Origin of the sequence: Pseudomonas vranovensis (genome assembly GCF_040438935.1) — a bacterium.
Classification (GTDB): Bacteria; Pseudomonadota; Gammaproteobacteria; order Pseudomonadales; family Pseudomonadaceae; genus Aquipseudomonas; species Aquipseudomonas vranovensis.
This window is the reverse complement of sequence record NZ_CP159259.1, coordinates 5,251,890-5,270,976: the sequence shown is the minus strand read 5'-3', so window position 1 is coordinate 5,270,976 and position 19,087 is coordinate 5,251,890. Positions and strand designations below refer to the sequence as shown.

Genomic DNA, 19,087 nt, shown 5'->3' with positions numbered 1-19,087 from the left:
GAATTTCATATGCCCGTTTTAGCCTGGTCCACCATCGATACCGTACTGCTGGACATGGACGGCACCCTGCTGGACCTGCACTTCGACAATCACTTCTGGCTCGAGCATCTGCCCCAGCGCTACGCCGACCTGCACGGCATCAGCCGAGCCATGGCCGAGCTTGAAATGCAGCCGCTGTTCAAGCAGCACGCGGGCTCACTGAACTGGTACTGCCTGGATTTCTGGAGCCGCGAGCTGAACCTTTCGGTGCGCGACCTGAAGCTGGAAACCGCTCATCTGATCGCCCTGCGCCCGGACGCCGACACCTTTTTGCAGGCAATCAAACAGGCCGGCAAGCGGGTGATCCTGATCACCAACGCGCACCGTGATTCGCTGTCGCTGAAATTGGAGAGGGTGGAGCTTGCGCCCTACTTCGAGCGCCTGATCAGTTCCCATGATTACGGGTACCCCAAGGAAAACCCGCAGTTCTGGGACGCCTTGCAAGCCGATATCGGCTTTGAACCGGGCCGCAGCCTGTTTGTCGACGACACCTTGTCGATCTTGCGCAGTGCCCGCGACTTCGGCGTGGCGCACCTGCTTGCGGTGCGCCAGCCAGACAGCCGCAAAGGGCCGCGTGATACCGAGGAGTTCGCCGCCGTGGAGGACTACCGGACGCTGCTCGAAGGGCTTTGAGGCTTACTCGGGAATGCGCAGGCTCTGGCCCGGGTAGATCTTGTCCGGGTGCTTGAGCATCGGTTTGTTGGCTTCGAAGATCTTGTTGTACAGGTTGGCGTTGCCATACACAGCCAGGGAAATGGCGCTGAGGGTGTCACCTTTCTTGACCACCACAAAGCGCGCTGCCGCCATGACCGGGCCAGTCACAGTGATCTGGTCGTCGACTTCAGCGACACCGGCAATGTTGCCCAGCGCCAGGAGGATCTTTTCTTTTTCTTCCTGGCTGGCCACCTCGCCTGTGACCGTTACCTTGTCGCCCTCGACCGAGGCCTTGATGTTGGGGTTACCGAGGCCAACCGCTTCCACGTGCTTTTGCAATTGCTCACTGGCATTGGCATTACCCGGTGTCAGCAGGTCGATGATTTTCTCACCGGCCTCTTTGATGAAACTGAAAATGCTCATACCGCTCTCCTTGGTGATGAATCTCGGAGCCTGCAGTCTAGGACAGGTTAGAATGCTTCGCCTGCTTTGCGCCGTGGACCGACGATGGACATCAAACAGCTCAAATTCCTCATCGCTCTTGATGAAACCCGACACTTCGGCCAGGCCGCCGCCCGTTGCCACGTGACCCAACCGACCCTGTCGATGCGTCTGCGCAACCTGGAACAGGAACTGGACCTGGCGCTGGTCAACCGCGGCCAGCGCTTTGAAGGCTTTACCGCCCAGGGCGAGCGCGTGCTGGCCTGGGCCCGCTCGGTGATGGCGGCCTACGACGGCCTGCACGCCGAAGCCGCGGCCTGTCGCGGGCACCTGGTCGGTAACCTGCGCCTTGGCGTGGTGCCGTTGTCGAGCTTCGATCCGCTGCCGTTGCTGCAACGCCTGCACGAACGTCATCCGGAGCTGAACTTCGAGCTCAGCGCCCTGAGTTCCGAACAGATCCTGGAGCAGCTCACCAGCAACCGCCTGGACCTGGGTGTGTCGTACCTGGAGCGCCTGGACAACGAACGCTTCCTGTCCCTGCCCCTTGGTGAGACACGCATGGGCCTGCTGTATGACCCAGATCACTTTCGGTTCGACGATCAACCCTTAGGCTGGCAAGCACTGACCGAACTGCCGCTGGGCCTGCTGACTGCCGGCATGCACTTTCGCCAGTCGATCGACCACAACTTCACCAGCCGGGGCCTGGAACCACGGCTGTTGCTGCAGACCGACGCCGTCCATCAGTTGGTGCAGTCGGTAAATGGCGGCCTGTGCTGCGCGATCATGCCGCTGGCAGCGGGCCTTGAAGTGCTGACCGAACGGTTGCGCCTGCAACCGATCGAACAGGCCAGCACCCTCGCGCCACTGGGCCTGATCATGCGCCGCACGGCACCGCGCTCGGCACTGGCCGAAGCCTGCCTGGCCGAATTCCAGGCACTGCACAGCGGTGCATGATCGACGCCATCTATCAAGGCATCAGCATTAGCGATTAGACGATACCCGAGCGCAAGCCTAGGCTTAAACCAGACCTGCCGCCGGTATCTCCAATGAGCACAAAACCTCCGGCCTGCGCCGCGTCCGCCCCTCTGACTGCGCCCGCGGCCAGCAACCGCTACGACTATACCCACCTGACCGATGACAGCCAGGCCAGCACCGCGCTGGCCGAAGAAGTCGCCCTGGCCATTGCCTACAACGGTATCAACCAGGCGGTGATGCTGGTCAGCCCGACCGACCTCGAAGACTTCATCGTCGGCTTCAGCATCGGCAGCGGCATCATTGCCTCGCCCCACGACATTTATGACGTGAAGCTCAGCGGCCGGGGGGCGGCCATCAGCGCAGAGGTAGAAATCGCCAGTCGCGCGTTCTGGAACCTGAAGAACCAGCGCCGCCAATTGGCCGGTACCAGTGGCTGCGGCCTGTGTGGGGTCGAAGCCCTGGAGCAGGCCTTGCCAGACTTGAACGTATTGCCCGGGGCGCCCCTGCCCCCGGCACACTGGCTCGACGGCCTGCGTCAGCGCATCGACGCCTTCACGCCCCTTGGCCAGCACTGCGGTGCCGTGCATGCAGCGCTGTTCATGAATGATCGCGGCGAGTTGCTGATGGGTCGCGAAGACATCGGCCGGCACAACGCCCTGGACAAGCTGATCGGTGCCCTGCTGCGCCAGCACATCAGCCTGGATGGCGGCCTTGCCATCGTCACCAGCCGTTGCAGCCTGGAGCTGATCCAGAAAGTCCTGCGCGCCGGCATCCAGACCCTGGTGAGCCTTTCATCGCCCACCGGCCTTGCCCTGCAATGGGCCCGCCGGCACAACCTCAACCTGATCCACCTGCCTAAACACAGCGCGCCACGGGTGTTCAGCCCCGTGCGGGAGAACCGATCTTGAGCCTGCACCACCAAGCCGACCAGAAGCCTGTGCCTCGCTACAAACCCTACAACGGCGCCGCCGGCGGCTGGGGTGCGCTGCGCAGCGTGGCCCAGGCGTGGATGGGCAGCGACAATGCGCTGAAAAACATTCGCGCCCTGCTCAAGACCAACCAGAACGGCGGCTTCGACTGCCCGGGCTGCGCCTGGGGCGACTCCCCGGAAAGCGGCATGGTCAAGTTTTGCGAGAACGGCGCCAAGGCGGTGAACTGGGAAGCCACCAAACGCCGTGTCGATGCGGCATTCTTCGCCCGCCACAGTGTGACCTCGCTGCTGGGCCAGAGCGACTATTGGCTCGAATACCAGGGGCGATTGACCGAGCCGATGGTCTATGACGCCGACACCGACCGCTATCGACCCATCGACTGGGACGGCGCCTTCACCCTGATCGCCAAACACTTGCACAACCTTGCCAGCCCCGACCAGGCCGAGTTCTACACCTCCGGGCGCGCCAGCAACGAGGCGGCGTACCTGTACCAGTTATTCGTCCGCGCCTATGGCACCAACAATTTCCCCGACTGTTCGAACATGTGCCACGAAGCCAGCGGCGTCGCCCTGGGCCAGAGTGTCGGCGTTGGCAAAGGCACCGTGACATTCGATGACTTCGAACACGCCGAGGCCATTTTCGTCTGGGGCCAGAACCCCGGCACCAACCACCCCCGGATGCTCGAACCGCTGCGCGAAGCGGTCAAGCGTGGCGCTCAGGTTGTGTGCATCAACCCGCTCAAGGAACGTGGCCTGGAGCGTTTCCAGCACCCCCAGCATCCACTGGAGATGCTCACCAACGGCGACCGCCCGACCAACACAGCGTACTTCCGCCCGGCCCTGGGCGGCGACATGGCTGTGCTGCGCGGCATGGCCAAGTTCATGTTGCAGTGGGAGCGCGAAGCCCAGGCCAGCAATGCGCCGGCGGTCTTTGATCACGACTTCCTCGACCAGCACACTCAAGGCGTAGCCGAATACCTGACAGCCGTTGATGCGACACCGTGGGATCAGATCGAAAGCCAGTCGGGCCTCGGCCTCGCCGAGATCGAGCAGGCCGCACGCATGTACTGCAACGCCAGCAAAGTCATCATGTGCTGGGCCATGGGCATTACCCAGCACCGGCATTCGGTGGCGACCATCCAGGAAATCGCCAACCTGATGCTGCTGCGCGGCAACCTTGGGGCACCCGGTGCCGGCCTGTGCCCGGTACGGGGCCACAGCAACGTCCAGGGCGACCGGACCATGGGCATCAACGAACGCCCGCCAGTGGCCCTGCTCGATGCACTGGAACGCCGCTTCGACTTCAAGGTGCCACGCCACAACGGCCACAACACCGTGGAAGCCATCGCCGCCATGCTCGCAGGCCAGGCCAAGGTATTCATCGGGCTGGGCGGCAACTTCGCCCAGGCCACCCCCGACACCGAGCGCACGGCCCAGGCCCTGCGCAGCTGTGAGCTGACCGTACAGATCAGCACCAAGCTCAACCGCAGTCACCTGGTTCACGGCAAACAGGCGTTGATCCTGCCGTGCCTGGGCCGCACCGACATCGACCAGCAAAGCGAAGGTCCGCAGGCGGTCACGGTGGAAGACTCGTTCAGCATGGTCCATGCCTCCAACGGCCAACTGCAGCCGCTTTCACGGAAGATGCGCTCGGAGCCTGCGGTGATCGCCGGTATCGCTGCCGCCACCCTCGGCGCAACACCGGTGGACTGGCACTGGCTGGTGGCCGACTACGGTCGTATCCGCGACCTGATCAGCGACACCATTCCCGGCTTCGACAATTTCAACCAGCGCCTGGAGCATCCGGGAGGCTTCTACCTGGGCAACAGCGCCGGCCAGCGGCACTGGAAGACTGCCAGCGGGCTGGCCAACTTCAAGGCCAACGGCCTGCCTGATGATTTGCTCCACGAACGGGTACGCGCTACCGGCCAGGTACCGGACCTGATCATGCAGTCGATGCGCTCCCACGATCAGTACAACACCACCATCTATGGCCTGGATGATCGCTACCGCGGGGTCAAGGGCCAGCGCAATGTGCTGTTCGCCAACGAAGCCGACATCATTCGCCTGGGCTTTCACCCGGGGCAGAAGGCCGATATCGTTTCGTTGTGGAGCGATGGCCGCGAGCGTCGAGTCAAAGGCTTCACCCTGCTGGCGTTTGATATCCCGGCGGGACAGGCAGCGGCGTATTATCCGGAGGTCAATCCGCTGGTGCCGCTGGAGAGCGTCGGCGATGGCAGCCATACGCCGACCTCGAAATTCGTCGCGATCAAACTCGAAGCAGCCAGCGACAACGCCCGCATCCTCTGACAGACTGGCTGTACCCCAGACACAAAAAAGGCCCTGGCAGCGATGCCGGGGCCTTGTCTCAAGTAAGCTCAGACAGCCAAAAATCAATAAAGTTTCATAGTTAAAACAGTAACTTAGAGAATTGTGTACAACTCGTGTTACTCGTCGGATTTCCGTTGCCAGCCCCCCTCGCCAGCCTCAGGATCGCCTCGTCATCCCTATGAGGCTCTCTTGATGAAGTACTCCTCGATTCTGTTGTTGTCTCTCGGCCTGCTCAGTGGCGTTGCCTCGGCAGGTGGCACCACCGAAGCCGGTATTGGCGGCGCATTGGGTGGGGTACTGGGTTCGGTGGTCGGTCAGTCGATCGGCGGCAGCACCGGCTCGGCGATCGGTGCGGGTCTGGGCGGCGCGGCAGGCAGTGCCGTCGGCGCCGACAAACGCAGCCGTGGTGAAGCAGCCATCGGTGGCGCCCTGGGCGCAGCCGGCGGCAACGTGGTGGGTCGCAGCGTAGGCGGCACCAGCGGAAGCTATATCGGTGCAGCCGCAGGTGGTGGTGCCGGTGGCGCCCTGGGTAACTACATGGGCCGCAAGAGCGACGAAGAAGATGATCGTCGCTACCGCAACCGTGGCTACGACGACCGTCGTCACTACCACGACCGTGGCCACCATTACGGCCACCGCAAGCACAAGAAGCACTGGCGCCACCGCTAAGGGCGCCTTCAGCTGAATGTGCGGCTTAGCCCTGAATACGTACCAGCGCTGCCTGAAGCCCCTCAGGTAGCGCTACAGGGCGTCCCGAGGCGCGCTCGACGAACACCTGCACCACCTTCCCCGCTGCACATGCCTGCACCTCTCCTACCTTGAACAGTGCCAACTGATACTCCACCGAACTGCCGGCAAGGCGCGCGACGCGCAGGCCCACTTCGAGAGTGTCGGGAAACGCCGGCAACGCGAAGAAATCCGCTGCCGAACTGACCACGAAGCCCATCACCTCACCTTCCTGAAGATCCAGGCCGGCTTGCTGCTGCAGGAACCCCTGGATCGTCGTATCGAAATAGGCATACACCGTGGCACCGGCGATAAAACCGTTGAGGTCACTGTCTTGCCAGCGCGTGAGGATCGGCTGCAGGTGGGGGTAGTCGTGGCGTTGGGGGGATTCGGACATGGCGGCTCCTTGTCATTGAAATCACTGTAGGCGTGGCGGTGCGACGTCTCGACTTGCCCCGCGATAGCGATGTACCTGAGGCACCGAAACGTCGCACCGCCGCGCCTGCACAGCAAAAAGCCGCCCCTGGGGGCGGCTTTTTCGTTTCACGCGGGCTTTAGCTTACAGCTGTGGGCCAGCAGCCTTGATGGCGTCGGAAACGTCGAACTTCTTGAAGTTCTCGATGAACAGGTTGGCCAGGCCCTTGGCTGCTTCATCGTAGGCGGCCTGGTCAGCCCAGGTGTTGCGTGGGTTGAGCAGGACCGTTTCAACACCGGCAACGGCTTTTGGCACGTCCAGGTTGATGATGTCCAGGTGCTCGGTCTCGGCACCGACCAGAGCGCCGCTCTGGATGGCTGCGATCACCGCACGGGTGGTCGGGATGTTGAAGCGCTTGCCGACGCCGTAGCCACCGCCGGTCCAGCCGGTGTTGACCAGGTAGACCTTGGAGCCGAAACCACGGATACGCTTGATCAGCAGTTCAGCGTACTCGCCAGCCGGACGCGGGAAGAACGGTGCGCCGAAACAGGTGGAGAAGGTCGACTTGATGCCGCTGCCCGAACCCATTTCGGTGGAACCGACCAGTGCGGTGTAACCCGACAGGAAGTGGTAGGCCGCTTGCTCTTCGCTGAGGATCGACACGGGCGGCAGAACGCCGGTCAGGTCGCAGGTCAGGAAGATCACAGCGTTAGGCTCACCGCCGAGGTTCTTCTCGGAACGCTTCTCGACGTGCTCCAGCGGGTAGGCGGCACGGCTGTTCTGGGTCAGGCTGCCATCGGCGTAGTCAGCTTTCTTGTCACCGTCGAGAACGACGTTTTCAAGAACGGCACCGTGCTTGATAGCTTTCCAGATGACCGGCTCGTTCTTCTCGGACAGGTCAATGCACTTGGCATAGCAACCGCCTTCGATGTTGAACACCACGCCTTCGCCCCAACCGTGCTCGTCGTCACCGATCAGGTAACGGCTTTCATCGGCCGACAGGGTGGTTTTACCGGTGCCCGACAGACCGAAGAACAGGGTCACGTCGCCTTCTTCGCCGATGTTGGCAGCGCAGTGCATTGGCAGCACGTCGGCCGCTGGCAGCAGGAAGTTCTGCACCGAGAACATGGCTTTCTTCATTTCACCGGCGTAACGCATGCCAGCGATCAGTACTTTCTTCTGGGCGAAGTTGATGATCACGCAACCGTCGGAGTTGGTGCCGTCACGCTCAGGCACGCACTCGAAGTTGGCAACGTTCAGTACTTGCCACTCATCACGGCCAGCAGGGTTGTACTGCTGCGGGTTGATGAACAGGCAACGACCGAACAGGTTCTGCCAGGCAGTCTGGGTAGTCATCTTCACCGGCAGGTAGTGCTCGGTGGCCGCTCCTACGTGAACGTGGGAAACGAAATGCTCTTGGGCGTTGTTGAACGCCTCGACGCGGTCCCACAGGGCATCGAACTTGTCGGCCGGGAACTTGCGGTTGATCGGGCCCCAGGCGATGGCGTCCTGCGTGGACGGCTCTTCAACGATGAAACGGTCAACCGGCGAACGACCGGTACGGTGACCGGTTTTCACGACCAGGGCGCCAGTATCGGCCAGCTCGCCTTCACCGCGGTTCAGCGCTTCTTTTACCAGCTCATCGACGCTCAGGTCGGTGTAGACGGTGTTGTTGGCTTGCGTCATGAGATTCCCCATCCGGCCTGCGGCCGAGTGCTCCAAACGTTTTGTAGTAGAGCTTTGAAAACTACTACAGCGAAAAAAGTGGCCGGATTATGCCAGAAACGCCCAAAAAAAGTAGGGCCCTCCTGTCAGAACACCCGGTTTACGGCGTTCGACAGGAGATTTTCCTGTGATGAAACGTTTTAGTGCCGAGTATCTGAGGGCGTGTCTACGCCACCACCGGCGAACAATTGTTCGATATCCGCCGCGTCGAACTTGTAGCTCTGATTGCAGAACTGGCAATCGACTTCAACGCTGCCGCCATGCTCGGCCGCCAGCTGTTTGGCGTCTTCCAGACCCAGGCTCACCAGGGCGTTGCCGGAGCGCTCACGCGAGCAGCTGCAATGGAAGCGCAGTGATTGGATATCGAACAGGCGCACGGCTTCTTCGTGGTAGAGGCGGTGAAGGACCGTCTCGTTGTTCAGGCCCAGCAGCTCTTCGGCAGTCAGGGTGCTGGCCAGGGCCGTCACATGCTGCCAGCTGACGGCACGCTCTTCTTCGTCTTTCTCGCGGTCGGCGGGCAGTTGCTGCAGCAACAGGCCACGGGCGTGCTTGCCATCGGCGTTCAACCAGAACTTGGTGTTCACCTGCTGGGACATGACGAAGTAGTTGGTGAAGCACTCCGACAGCGTTTCGCCGTCCAGGTCGACAATGCCCTGATAGCGCTGGCCCTGGGTCGGGTCGACGGTCATGGCCAGAACTCCGCTTGGCATCAGGTCCGCCAGGGTCGCGCCGTCGCGGATGTCTTCGGCGTTGTAGCGGGCCAAGCCGCGAATATCGCGCTCGCTGGAGCACTCGATCATCAGCAGCGGCACCGGCCCCTCGGAACGGGCTTGCAGAATCAGCAGGCCATCGAACTTGAGTGTGCCGACCAGCAGCGCAGCCGCCGCCATGAACTCGCCCAGCAATTGCTGGACCGGCAGCGGATAGTCGTGCTTGGCCAGGACTTCGGCGTAGCTGTGCTCCAGTGCAACGAGCTCACCGCGCACGTCGCGCTCGTCGAAGATGAAGCGTTGGGTGTAATCGGTATCAGACATGAATGCTGGCTTTCTGAAGAGAAGGATGGGCGTATTTTATGGGCAATTGCCCCCTGTTCCAAGCAAGGACACCGTTTGCCCTACCCCGGTTGCCGGCGCGCGACGAATGGTGCCATTACTGGCTGTCGTGAAACTGGTGAAACTGGCGTCGCTGCTTCTTGGTCGGACGGCCGTCGGTACTCACCCCCAGGGCCCCGGCCTTGCGCTGCGCGGCAGCCTCTTTACGCTTGGCGATACTCTGCGGGGTCTCTTCGTAGAGTGCCTGGGCCTCGGGCGCCCCCCGGCGGACGATGGACAACGCCCTGACCACCACCGTGCGCTCATCGAAGCCGGTACGCAGTACGAACTCGTCGCCCACGCGCGGCTCCTTGCCTGGCTTGCAACGCTCCCCGCGACAGTGCACCTTGCCACTCTCGATGGCCGTCTTGGCCAGCGCGCGGGTCTTGTAGAAACGCGCTGCCCATAACCACTTGTCCAGACGGATCTTGTCGTCCTCTTCCGGCTTTTGTGCCATGACATTTCTCCATTGATTTTCCTTAACGGAACTGTACTACCGTAACTGGCGGATGCAAAAAAACCGGCACGTGCTTACAGTTCACCGAACTGTCGCACACGCCGGTTCCGGCCTGACGATTTCCTACGCTGGTTGAACATTTTGAAGACATTTGATCATTTGACTGTGATTGGCCTGCGCGAGTGGGTAGCCTTGCCCGACCTCGGTGTGGCAGGCCTGCGCGCCAAGATCGACACTGGGGCCAGTACCTCGAGCCTGCACGCCACCGAAGTCGAACCCTTCGAGCGCAATGGCGAGCGATGGGTGCGCTTCAACGCTCACCTGGGCTCGGTCGTGCAGTTGCGTCACCGTCGCTGCGAAGCACCACTGGTAACCATGAAAACCATCAAGAGCTCCAACGGCCATGCCCAGATCCGCTACGTGATCCGCACGGCCCTGGCGCTGGGTGACCGGGTCTGGGAGGTCGAGTTCACCCTGGCCTGCCGCAAGGCCATGCGCTACCGCTTGCTGCTGGGTTCCAAAGCCCTGATCCATGGCCAGCTGGTGGTCAATCCGGGCCTCAAATACGTTCAGGACAAGCCGGCATTCCCGGCCACTATTTCCCCCTCCACAGGTGTTGCATGAAGATCGCCGTGCTGTCGCGAAACCCGCGTCTGTATTCCACTCGTCGCCTGGTAGAAGCCGGTACCGAACGAGGCCATGAGATGGTTGTGATCGATACCCTGCGCGCCTACATGAACATCGCCAGCCACAAGCCGCAGATCCACTACCGCGGCAAGCCGCTGGAAGGGTTCGACGCGGTGATCCCGCGTATTGGTGCGTCGGTGACGTTCTATGGCTGCGCCGTACTGCGCCAGTTCGAAATGATGGGTGTATTCCCGCTGAACGAGTCGGTGGCCATCGCCCGCTCGCGCGACAAGTTGCGCTCGCTGCAGCTGCTTTCGCGTCGCGGCATCGGCCTGCCGGTGACAGGCTTCGCCCACTCGCCAGACGACATCCCCGACCTGATCCAGATGGTCAATGGCGCGCCCCTGGTGATCAAGGTGCTCGAAGGCACACAGGGCATCGGTGTGGTGCTGTGCGAAACCACCAAGGCCGCCGAATCGGTGATCGAGGCGTTCATGGGCCTGAAGCAGAACATCATGGTCCAGGAATACATCAAGGAAGCCGGTGGCGCCGATATTCGCTGCTTTGTGGTCGGCGACAAGGTCATTGCCTCGATGAAGCGCCAGGCCAAGCCCGGCGAGTTCCGCTCCAACCTGCATCGCGGCGGCAGCGCCAGCCTGATCAAGATCACCCCGGAAGAGCGCATGACCGCCATTCGCGCAGCGAAGGTCATGGGTTTGAGCGTGGCGGGGGTGGATATCCTGCGCTCCAATCACGGCCCCTTGGTGATGGAGGTGAACTCTTCGCCTGGCCTTGAAGGCATCGAGGTCACTACCAACAAGGACGTTGCCGGGATGATCATCGAACACCTGGAAAAGAACGGCGGGCCAAACCTGACCCGCACAAAGGGCAAAGGCTAGACCGCGTCGCGCGGCAGCAGCAGGCCCAGTGGCAAGCGCACCCGGGCTTCAAGGCCGCCACCGGAACGATTGCGCAATTCGACATTGCCGCCATGCTGGGCGGCAATGCGCTTGACGATCGCCAACCCCAGCCCCGTGCCCTTGCCGCTGCGAGCACGGTCACCGCGAATGAACGGGTTGAAGATGCCTTCCAGCTCGTTCGGGTCGATGCCCGCCCCCCTGTCCAGCACACTCAGCACCACGTAGGGCGCACTGCTGTCGCCCGACACGTAGGCTGCCACCTCGACCCCCTTGCCAGCGTGATACAACGCGTTGCCGATCAGGTTGTTCAGCAGGCGCTTGAGTGACACCCGACGCAGCGGAAAGGGTGGAATCGGCTCAAGGCACAGCCGTACCCGTTCTTCAGGTTGATTGAACGGTGCTACCACCTCGCGCACCAGGTCACTCAGGTCGACCTGCTCCACCGGTTCGTCTCGTCCGTCGCGGATGAAGGCGAGGAACTGATCGAGGATGGCGTCCATGTCTTCGATATCGCGCACCATGTCGTCGGTCAGGTCGCTCTCGTTGGCCAGCAGCGACAACGACAGGCGCAGACGGGTCAGCGGTGTGCGCAGGTCATGGGAAACCCCCGCCAGCATCAGCTCCCGTTCGCGTCCGGCTTGCTCGACATCTTCAGCCATCTGGTTGAAGGCGCGGTAAACCTCGGTCATCTCACTCGGGGTGTCACTGATCGGCAACCTGACACTCCGCCCCTGCCCCAGTTGCCGGGCAGCGAACACCAGGCGCTTGAGAGGCTGGTTGAGCTGGCGCACGAAGATCCAGGCCGAAGCCGTGGACAACAAACCAATGGCCAGGAACCAGCCCAGCACGCTCCAGATCTTCTGGCCGCGCAGCGGGTGGGGGTACAACGGAACCTTCAGCCAGCCATCGCCCAGGCTTGGCGCCCTGACCCACAGCGCCGGTGGCGCATGGATGCGCAGGCGCACTTCAGTGTCGGCACCCAATTCGGCCTGCATCTGGCGCTGATAGATCTCGCTGTACGGCCAGTGCTGCTCACCCTCGGGCACGCCAGAGCCGACCACCCGGATCAAGCCGGCCGCTTCGGCGATCTTGTCCCGGTCAGACTCGTCGGCCGCCCAATAGGCGCGCAGGGTCAAGGCAACGCCGTGGCTGTACTGTCGATCGACCAGCACATCCTCGTTCATCAGCAGGTAGACCAGGGTCAGGGCCTTGGAAAACAGCACGACGATAAGCACCAGCCAGAGGGTGCGGGCGAAGAAGCTTTGCGGGAACCAGAGGGGCGTTTTCATCGACAGCAGCTACACACTTTGCGGAAACGAGCAGGGCTCGCAGGCTTTGCAGGCTTCAGCACACACAAAAACAGGGCAACCCAAAGGACTACCCTGTTCGTCATGACTGATGCCTACAAACGAAACATCACTTGCTGGCATTACCATCCGGCACAAAGACGTAACCGACACCCCATACCGTCTGAATATAGCGCGGCTTCGACGGATCGGGCTCGATCATGCGGCGCAGACGGGAAATCTGTACGTCGATGGAGCGTTCGAGCGCGTCCCATTCGCGACCACGGGCCAGGTTCATCAGCTTGTCGCGGGTCAGCGGCTCGCGGGCATGCATCACCAGTGCCTTGAGCACGGCGAACTCACCCGTGGTGAGCATGTGTACTTCTTCGCCACGCTTGAGTTCGCGAGTGGCCAGCGACAGCTCGTAGTCGCCAAAGGTAACGGTTTCGTCTTCGCTGCCCGGTGCCCCCGGCACGGTCGGTGCCTGGCGGCGCAATACGGCCTTGACCCGTGCCATCAGCTCGTCGGGGTTGAACGGTTTGGCCAGGTAGTCGTCGGCGCCCAGCTCCAGGCCCTTGATGCGGCTCAGTTCGTCGCCCTTGGCGGTAAGCATGATGATCGGGATCTGGTTGTTCGCGGCGCGCAAGCGGCGACAGGCAGTCAGGCCATCTTCGCCTGGCAACATAAGGTCGAGCACCACCAGGTTGAAGACCTCGCGGGCCAGCAGGCGGTCCATCTGTTCGGTGTTGGGTACTGCACGAGCGCGGTAGCCCTTGCTGGTGAAGAAACGCTCCAGCAGGCTGCTCAAGCCCGGGTCGTCGTCGACGATGAGGATTTTTTCGCCTTCAGCGGTTTGTGCAGTGCTGCTCATGGGTAGCTCCTTTAATCTCGGCACGCATTATGGCTTAGCCGCCATTGGCCGTGCCGTGTGCATTGTTAGCAGATTTTTCCCCTTGTGCCAGTTTTGCCCGGCCTGCATCTGGCTCCCTGCCATCACCGCAACCCCGACGCACTGGGTATAATGCGCCGCTTTCGGACTGCGCCGCATTGACTTTCAGCGCCTTCAGGCGCCCGCCCGCGGCCTTTGTATTCACAATATGTCAGGTGGTTTTATGGACAGCATCAACAGCCGCATCGCCGAGGAACTCGGTGTCCGCCCGCAACAGGTCGAAGCGGCCGTGGCCCTGCTTGATGAAGGCTCGACAGTGCCTTTTATCGCCCGTTACCGTAAAGAAGTGACTGGCAGCCTGGACGACACCCAACTGCGCCATCTGGAAGAACGCCTGCGTTACCTGCGCGAACTGGACGATCGCCGCGCCAGCATCCTGGCCAGCATCGAAGAGCAAGGCAAGCTGACCCCGGAACTGGTCCGCGAAATCAAGCTGGCCGACACCAAGACCCGCCTCGAAGACCTCTACCTGCCCTACAAGCAAAAGCGTCGCACCAAGGGCCAGATTGCCCTGGAAGCCGGCCTGGGCGAGCTGGCCGACGGACTGTTGAACGACCCGCAACTGAGCCCTGAAGTCGAAGCCGCCCGCTTCGTCGATGCCGACAAAGGCGTGGCCGACGTCAAGGCGGCCCTCGAAGGCGCCAAGTACATCCTCATGGAACGTTTCGCCGAAGACGCCAGCCTGCTCGACAAGCTGCGCAGCTTCCTCAAGCAGGAAGCGGTACTCAGCGCCCGCCTGGTCGCCGGCAAAGAGGAAGAAGGCGCCAAGTTCCGCGACTACTTCGAGCATGACGAACTGCTCAAGAGCGTACCGTCGCACCGCGCCCTGGCGATTTTCCGTGGCCGCAACGAAGGCGTGCTGGCCGCTTCGCTGAAAGTCGGCGAAGAGCTGCCAGGCACCCTGCACCCATGCGAGATGATGATCGCCGAGCGTTTCGGCCTGCAGAACCAGAACCGTCCTGCCGACAAATGGCTGGCCGAAGTGGTGCGCTGGACCTGGAAGGTCAAACTCTACAGCCACCTGGAAACCGACCTGTTCGGCGAGCTGCGCGATAACGCCGAAGGCGAGGCAATCAACGTCTTCGCCCACAATCTGCACGACCTGCTGCTGGCTGCCCCGGCCGGCCCACGCGCCACCCTGGGCCTTGATCCGGGCCTGCGGACCGGCTGCAAGGTCGCGGTCGTGGATGCCACCGGCAAGCTGCTCGACACTGCCACCGTGTACCCGCACGTACCGAAAAACCAGTGGGACCAGACCATCGCCGTGCTCGCCGCCCTGTGCGCCAAGCACTCGGTGGAGCTGATCGCCATCGGCAACGGTACCGCCAGCCGCGAAACCGACAAGCTGGCAGCCGAGCTGATCAAGAAATACCCGGCCCTGAAGATGACCAAGATCATGGTCTCCGAAGCCGGCGCATCGGTGTACTCGGCCTCGGAACTGGCGGCCCGTGAGTTCCCGGAGCTGGACGTATCGATCCGTGGCGCGGTGTCCATCGCCCGTCGCCTGCAGGACCCGCTGGCAGAGCTGGTGAAGATCGACCCGAAGTCCATCGGCGTCGGCCAGTACCAGCATGATGTCTCCCAGCTCAAGCTGGCCCGCGGCCTGGATGCCGTGGTCGAGGACTGCGTGAACGCCGTCGGCGTTGATGTCAACACCGCCTCGGTCGCGCTGCTGGCCCGCATCTCCGGCCTCAACAGCACCCTGGCACAGAACATCGTCGCCCATCGTGATGCCAACGGCGCCTTCAAGACCCGCGCAGCGCTGAAGAAAGTCAGCCGCCTGGGCGAAAAAACCTTCGAGCAGGCCGCAGGCTTCCTGCGCGTGATGAACGGCGACAACCCGCTGGATGCCTCGGCTGTACACCCTGAGGCCTACCCGCTGGTGCAACGCATTGCCGCCGAAACCGACCGCGACATCCGCTCGCTGATTGGCGACAGCGGTTTCCTCAAGCGCCTGGACCCAAAGAAATTCACCGACGAAACCTTCGGCCTGCCGACCGTCACCGACATCCTCCAGGAACTGGACAAGCCCGGACGCGACCCTCGCCCCGAGTTCAAGACCGCCGAGTTCCAGGAAGGCGTCGAAGACCTCAAGGACCTGCAACTGGGGATGATCCTCGAAGGCGTGGTCACCAACGTCACCAACTTCGGCGCCTTCGTCGACATTGGTGTACACCAGGATGGCCTGGTCCACATCTCGGCGCTGTCGGAGAAGTTCATCAAGGACCCGCGTGAGGCGGTCAAGGCTGGCGACGTGGTCAAGGTCAAGGTCATGGAAATCGACATCCCGCGCAAGCGCGTCGGTTTGTCGATGCGCATGAGCGACACCCCGGGCGAGAAAGTCGATGGCGCCCGTGGCAGCCGTCCAGGTTCGGCACCGCGCCAGCAGAGCGCCCCAGCCCGCGCCAAGGAAACCCCGGCACCGGCCAACAACGCCATGGCGGCGCTGTTTGCCAACGCCAAGCAGTTGAAGAAGAAATGATGGAACTGCCGCAAGAGGTCACCCTCAGCGCCTTCAGCCAACTGCTCGGCTGCCACCTGCAACGCCTGGAACCAGGCGTTGCGCAAATGACCCTGGCGCTGGAGCCGCACCTGCGCAACCGAGGCGGCAAGTTGCATGGCGGGGCGATCTTCAGCCTGGTCGATACAGCCATGGGCCTGGCCTGTTCAAGCGCCCACGGCTTCGATCAGCAGAGCGTCACCCTGGAATGCAAGATCAACTACCTGCGCTCCGTCGGCGACGGCGAAGTGCTGTGCATCGCCCGGGTGCTGCATGCCGGGCGTCGCACCCTGGTGGTCGACGCCGATGTACTTCAGGGCGACAAGCTGGTGGCAAAAGCGCAAGGGACATTCGTCGTCCTCTAGCCGCAAACAGCCAAACTGCGATACTTTCGGCAGAGCGCAGGCGCTGCCGGAAGCCAGCCAATACCAGGCGACAACGCCAGTTCCTCTGTCCACCCTTGTAGACCGTCAACTCTACCCCCATATTGCGGCGACTGACGTGTGAAGGAATCCATCTTGAGCGAACTTCTCAACCGCCGCCTGAGCCTGCTCGGCCAAGGCGACAACCTTTCCCTGCTCAAGCAGTGCCTGCACGGCATCGAGCGCGAATGCCTGCGTGTGACCGAGGACGGTCGCCTGGCCCAGACCCCGCATCCCGAGACGCTCGGGGCGGCGCTGACCCACGAGCAGATCACCACGGACTATTCGGAGTCGCTGCTGGAGTTCATCACCCCTGCCCTGGCCGACCCTGCGCAAACGCTCGAAAGCCTGGAGAACATCCACCGCTTCGCCTACACCCAGCTGGGCACCGAGTACCTGTGGAGTCCGTCGATGCCCTGCCCGCTGCCGGCCGAGGAAGACATTCCGATCGCCTGGTACGGCACCTCCAACATCGGCCAGCTCAAGTACGTCTACCGCAAGGGCCTGGCCCTGCGTTACGGTCGCACCATGCAGTGCATCGCCGGTATCCACTACAACTTCTCGTTGCCGGAACAACTCTGGCCGCTACTGCGTGGCGCCGAAGACAACCAGCTTGATGACCGCGACTTCCAGTCGGCGGCCTACATCGCCCTGATCCGCAATTTCCGCCGCTACAGCTGGCTGCTGATGTACCTGTTCGGTGCCTCGCCAGCCTTGGATGCAGGCTTCCTGCGTGGCCGGGCGCACCAGCTCGAGCAGTTCGACGCCGACACCCTGTACCTGCCCTACGCCACCAGCCTGCGCATGAGCGACCTGGGCTACCAGAGCAACGCCCAGGCCGGCCTCACGCCCTGCTACAACGACTTGAACAGCTACACCGACAGCCTGCGCAGGGCCGTGGCAACCCCATACGCACCTTATGTCGAGATCGGCACGCACAAGGATGGCGAGTGGGTTCAGCTCAACACCAACATCCTGCAGATCGAGAACGAGTACTACTCCAACATTCGTCCCAAGCGCGTGACCTACAGCGGTGAACGACCGATCCAGGCACTGGTGGCCCGTGGCATCCAGTACGTCGAAGTGCGTTGCCTGGACATCAACCCGTTCCTGCCGACCGGTATCGACCTGCCCGAGGCGCGCTTCCTCGACGCCTTCCTGCTGTTCTGCGCCCTGGAAGAAAGCCCGCTGCTGGGCCACCTGGAGTGCGGCAACTGCACCGGCAACTTCCTCAGCGTGGTCAAGGAAGGCCGCCGCCCTGGCCTGCAACTGCAACGCCACGGCGAGCCGGTCGAGCTCAAGCAATGGGCCGACGAGTTGCTCGAGCGCATTGCACCGCTGGCCGAACTGCTCGACCGCAGCCAGGGTGGCGAGGAACATGCCAAGGCCCTGCAGTTGCAAAAAGCCAAGGTCAGCGACCCGTCCCTGACACCGTCGGCCCAAGTGCTGGCGAGCATGACCGAGCACAAGGAAAGTTTCAGCCGCTTCGCCTTGCGCCAGAGCCAGGCCCACGCCGAATTCTTCCGCGCCCAGGCGTTGCCAGCGCAAGAGCAGCTGCGCTTTGAAGCCGCGGCGCGCGCCTCCCTCGAGGCCCAGGCCAAGCTTGAGCGCGAAGAGGACAAGGCCGACTTCGACCTGTTCGTCAGCGCTTACCAAGCCAGCATCCTGGCGATCAGCAACTGACATGACGCGCACTGTTACCCCACGCAAACCCCGCGCCCGCAGTCAGGCGCGGATCGACTCGATCCTCGAAGCCGCACGCACGCTGCTGGCCAGCGAGGGCGTGGCCAGCCTGTCGATCTACAGTGTGGCCGAGCGGGCGCAGATCCCGCCGTCGTCGGTGTATCACTTCTTCGCCAGCGTCCCGGCCCTGCTCGAAGCCCTGACCGCCGACGTGCATGGCGCCTTTCGCGCCTGCCTGCAGGCGCCGATCGATGGCGCTGCACTGAACACCTGGCACGACCTTTCGCGCCTGATCGAGCAGCGCATGCTGAGCATCTACAACCAGGATGCCGCTGCACGCCAGTTGATCCTCGCCCAGCATGGCCTGAGCGAAGTGACCCAGGCCGACCGCCAGCACGACCTCGAACTGGGTGACTTGATGCACAAGCTGTTCGCCCAGCATTTCCAGCTCCCAGCGCTGCCGGAAGACGTCGACGTGTTTGCCCTGGCCATGGAGCTGGGGGATCGGGTGTATGCCCGTTCGGTGCAGTTGCATGGGCAGATCACGCCGCGCATGGCTGAGGAAGGCATGCGCGTGTTTGATGCCTACCTGGGTTTGTACCTGCCGCCGTTCTTGCCGAAGCATCGCGGGGCAAGCCCGCTCCCACAGGACCTGTAGGAGCGGCGGTGCGACGTCTCGACTTGCCCCGCGATCGCGTCACAACTTGGCAATCGACACCTCGGTCGACTTCACAAAGGCAATCACCTCGCTGCCAATCGCCAGCTCCAGCTCGCGTACCGAACGGGTGGTGATCACCGAAGTGACGATGCCCGAGGCTGTCTGCACATCGATTTCCGACAGCACCGGCCCTTCCAGGATTTCCTTCACGGTGCCTTTGAACTGGTTACGTACGTTGATTGCTTTGATAGTCATCT

19 protein-coding genes are annotated in these 19,087 nt (G+C 62.5%); 11 read left to right on the top strand and 8 right to left on the bottom strand.

What is annotated here, in order from left to right; translation table 11 throughout:
* The first annotated feature begins 9 nt into the window (after positions 1-9).
* Positions 10-672 carry a GMP/IMP nucleotidase gene (gene yrfG, locus ABVN19_RS24350; protein ID WP_105641418.1) on the top strand — a complete coding sequence of 221 codons (663 nt, stop codon included), beginning with the start codon at positions 10-12 and terminating at the stop codon, positions 670-672.
* Positions 673-675: 3 nt separating this feature from the next.
* Here yrfG and lysM read toward each other — a convergent pair whose 3' ends face one another.
* A complete protein-coding gene (gene lysM, locus ABVN19_RS24345) occupies positions 676-1,116 on the bottom strand; it encodes a peptidoglycan-binding protein LysM (RefSeq protein ID WP_028942299.1) in 441 nt (146 codons plus the stop codon).
* An 84-nt stretch (positions 1,117-1,200) separates the two neighbouring features.
* Between lysM and ABVN19_RS24340 the strand changes: the two genes are divergently transcribed.
* The 4 genes from ABVN19_RS24340 (at position 1,201) to ABVN19_RS24325 (ending at position 6,040) form a co-directional block, all read left to right on the top strand.
* Positions 1,201-2,088: a LysR family transcriptional regulator gene (locus ABVN19_RS24340; protein WP_028942300.1), complete on the top strand. Its 888-nt coding sequence runs from the start codon at positions 1,201-1,203 to the stop codon at positions 2,086-2,088.
* A 92-nt stretch (positions 2,089-2,180) separates the two neighbouring features.
* Complete coding sequence (gene fdhD / locus ABVN19_RS24335; RefSeq protein WP_105641417.1) at positions 2,181-3,017, top strand: formate dehydrogenase accessory sulfurtransferase FdhD; 837 nt, start codon at positions 2,181-2,183, stop codon at positions 3,015-3,017.
* Positions 3,014-5,350, top strand: a complete 2,337-nt coding sequence (locus tag ABVN19_RS24330; RefSeq protein WP_028942302.1) for an FdhF/YdeP family oxidoreductase — start codon at positions 3,014-3,016, stop codon at positions 5,348-5,350. The genes fdhD and ABVN19_RS24330 overlap by 4 nt, the downstream gene beginning before the upstream one ends.
* Positions 5,351-5,563: 213 nt before the next feature.
* Positions 5,564-6,040: a glycine zipper domain-containing protein gene (locus tag ABVN19_RS24325; protein ID WP_036989495.1), complete on the top strand. Its 477-nt coding sequence runs from the start codon at positions 5,564-5,566 to the stop codon at positions 6,038-6,040.
* 25 nt (positions 6,041-6,065) lie between these two features.
* Here the strand turns inward: ABVN19_RS24325 and ABVN19_RS24320 are convergent, their stop codons facing one another.
* From ABVN19_RS24320 to ABVN19_RS24305, 4 genes are all read right to left on the bottom strand, one after another.
* Positions 6,066-6,494 carry a thioesterase family protein gene (locus tag ABVN19_RS24320; RefSeq protein ID WP_105641416.1) on the bottom strand — a complete coding sequence of 143 codons (429 nt, stop codon included), beginning with the start codon at positions 6,492-6,494 and terminating at the stop codon, positions 6,066-6,068.
* A gap of 162 nt (positions 6,495-6,656) precedes the next feature.
* Positions 6,657-8,198 carry a phosphoenolpyruvate carboxykinase gene (locus ABVN19_RS24315; protein ID WP_028942305.1) on the bottom strand — a complete coding sequence of 514 codons (1,542 nt, stop codon included), beginning with the start codon at positions 8,196-8,198 and terminating at the stop codon, positions 6,657-6,659.
* Between the two features lie 179 nt (positions 8,199-8,377).
* Positions 8,378-9,271, bottom strand: coding sequence for an Hsp33 family molecular chaperone HslO (gene hslO, locus ABVN19_RS24310; RefSeq protein WP_036989497.1), 894 nt, complete (start codon positions 9,269-9,271; stop codon positions 8,378-8,380).
* A 115-nt stretch (positions 9,272-9,386) separates the two neighbouring features.
* Positions 9,387-9,785, bottom strand: a complete 399-nt coding sequence (locus tag ABVN19_RS24305; protein ID WP_105641415.1) for a S4 domain-containing protein — start codon at positions 9,783-9,785, stop codon at positions 9,387-9,389.
* Positions 9,786-9,926: 141 nt separating this feature from the next.
* Here ABVN19_RS24305 and ABVN19_RS24300 point away from each other — a divergent pair, with 141 nt between their 5' ends.
* Positions 9,927-10,409, top strand: coding sequence for an ATP-dependent zinc protease (locus tag ABVN19_RS24300; protein ID WP_028942308.1), 483 nt, complete (start codon positions 9,927-9,929; stop codon positions 10,407-10,409).
* The gene (gene rimK, locus ABVN19_RS24295) at positions 10,406-11,311 is read left to right on the top strand and encodes a 30S ribosomal protein S6--L-glutamate ligase (protein ID WP_028942309.1); all 906 of its coding nucleotides are present in this window, start codon (positions 10,406-10,408) and stop codon (positions 11,309-11,311) included. Before ABVN19_RS24300 ends, rimK begins: the two co-directional genes overlap by 4 nt.
* On the opposite strand, the gene ABVN19_RS24290 is transcribed toward rimK, so the two are convergent.
* Positions 11,308-12,621 carry an ATP-binding protein gene (locus tag ABVN19_RS24290; protein ID WP_028942310.1) on the bottom strand — a complete coding sequence of 438 codons (1,314 nt, stop codon included), beginning with the start codon at positions 12,619-12,621 and terminating at the stop codon, positions 11,308-11,310. The two genes, rimK and ABVN19_RS24290, sit on opposite strands and share 4 nt — an antisense overlap.
* Positions 12,622-12,748: 127 nt before the next feature.
* Positions 12,749-13,489 carry a two-component system response regulator OmpR gene (ompR, locus tag ABVN19_RS24285; RefSeq protein WP_028942311.1) on the bottom strand — a complete coding sequence of 247 codons (741 nt, stop codon included), beginning with the start codon at positions 13,487-13,489 and terminating at the stop codon, positions 12,749-12,751.
* A 241-nt stretch (positions 13,490-13,730) separates the two neighbouring features.
* Between ompR and ABVN19_RS24280 the strand changes: the two genes are divergently transcribed.
* The 4 genes from ABVN19_RS24280 (at position 13,731) to ABVN19_RS24265 (ending at position 18,830) form a co-directional block, all read left to right on the top strand.
* Positions 13,731-16,049, top strand: a complete 2,319-nt coding sequence (locus tag ABVN19_RS24280) for a Tex family protein (protein WP_105641414.1) — start codon at positions 13,731-13,733, stop codon at positions 16,047-16,049.
* Positions 16,049-16,432, top strand: coding sequence for a PaaI family thioesterase (locus ABVN19_RS24275; protein WP_028942313.1), 384 nt, complete (start codon positions 16,049-16,051; stop codon positions 16,430-16,432). Before ABVN19_RS24280 ends, ABVN19_RS24275 begins: the two co-directional genes overlap by 1 nt.
* 153 nt (positions 16,433-16,585) lie before the next feature.
* Positions 16,586-18,172: a glutamate--cysteine ligase gene (gene gshA / locus ABVN19_RS24270; protein ID WP_105641413.1), complete on the top strand. Its 1,587-nt coding sequence runs from the start codon at positions 16,586-16,588 to the stop codon at positions 18,170-18,172.
* Between the two features lies 1 nt (position 18,173).
* Entirely contained in the window at positions 18,174-18,830 is a 657-nt protein-coding gene (locus ABVN19_RS24265) for a TetR/AcrR family transcriptional regulator (protein WP_028942315.1), read from the top strand.
* Between the two features lie 39 nt (positions 18,831-18,869).
* Here the strand turns inward: ABVN19_RS24265 and ABVN19_RS24260 are convergent, their stop codons facing one another.
* On the bottom strand, positions 18,870-19,085 hold the full coding sequence (locus ABVN19_RS24260; protein WP_028942316.1) for a molybdopterin-binding protein: 216 nt from the start codon (positions 19,083-19,085) through the stop codon (positions 18,870-18,872).
* Between the last annotated feature and the right edge of the window lie 2 nt (positions 19,086-19,087).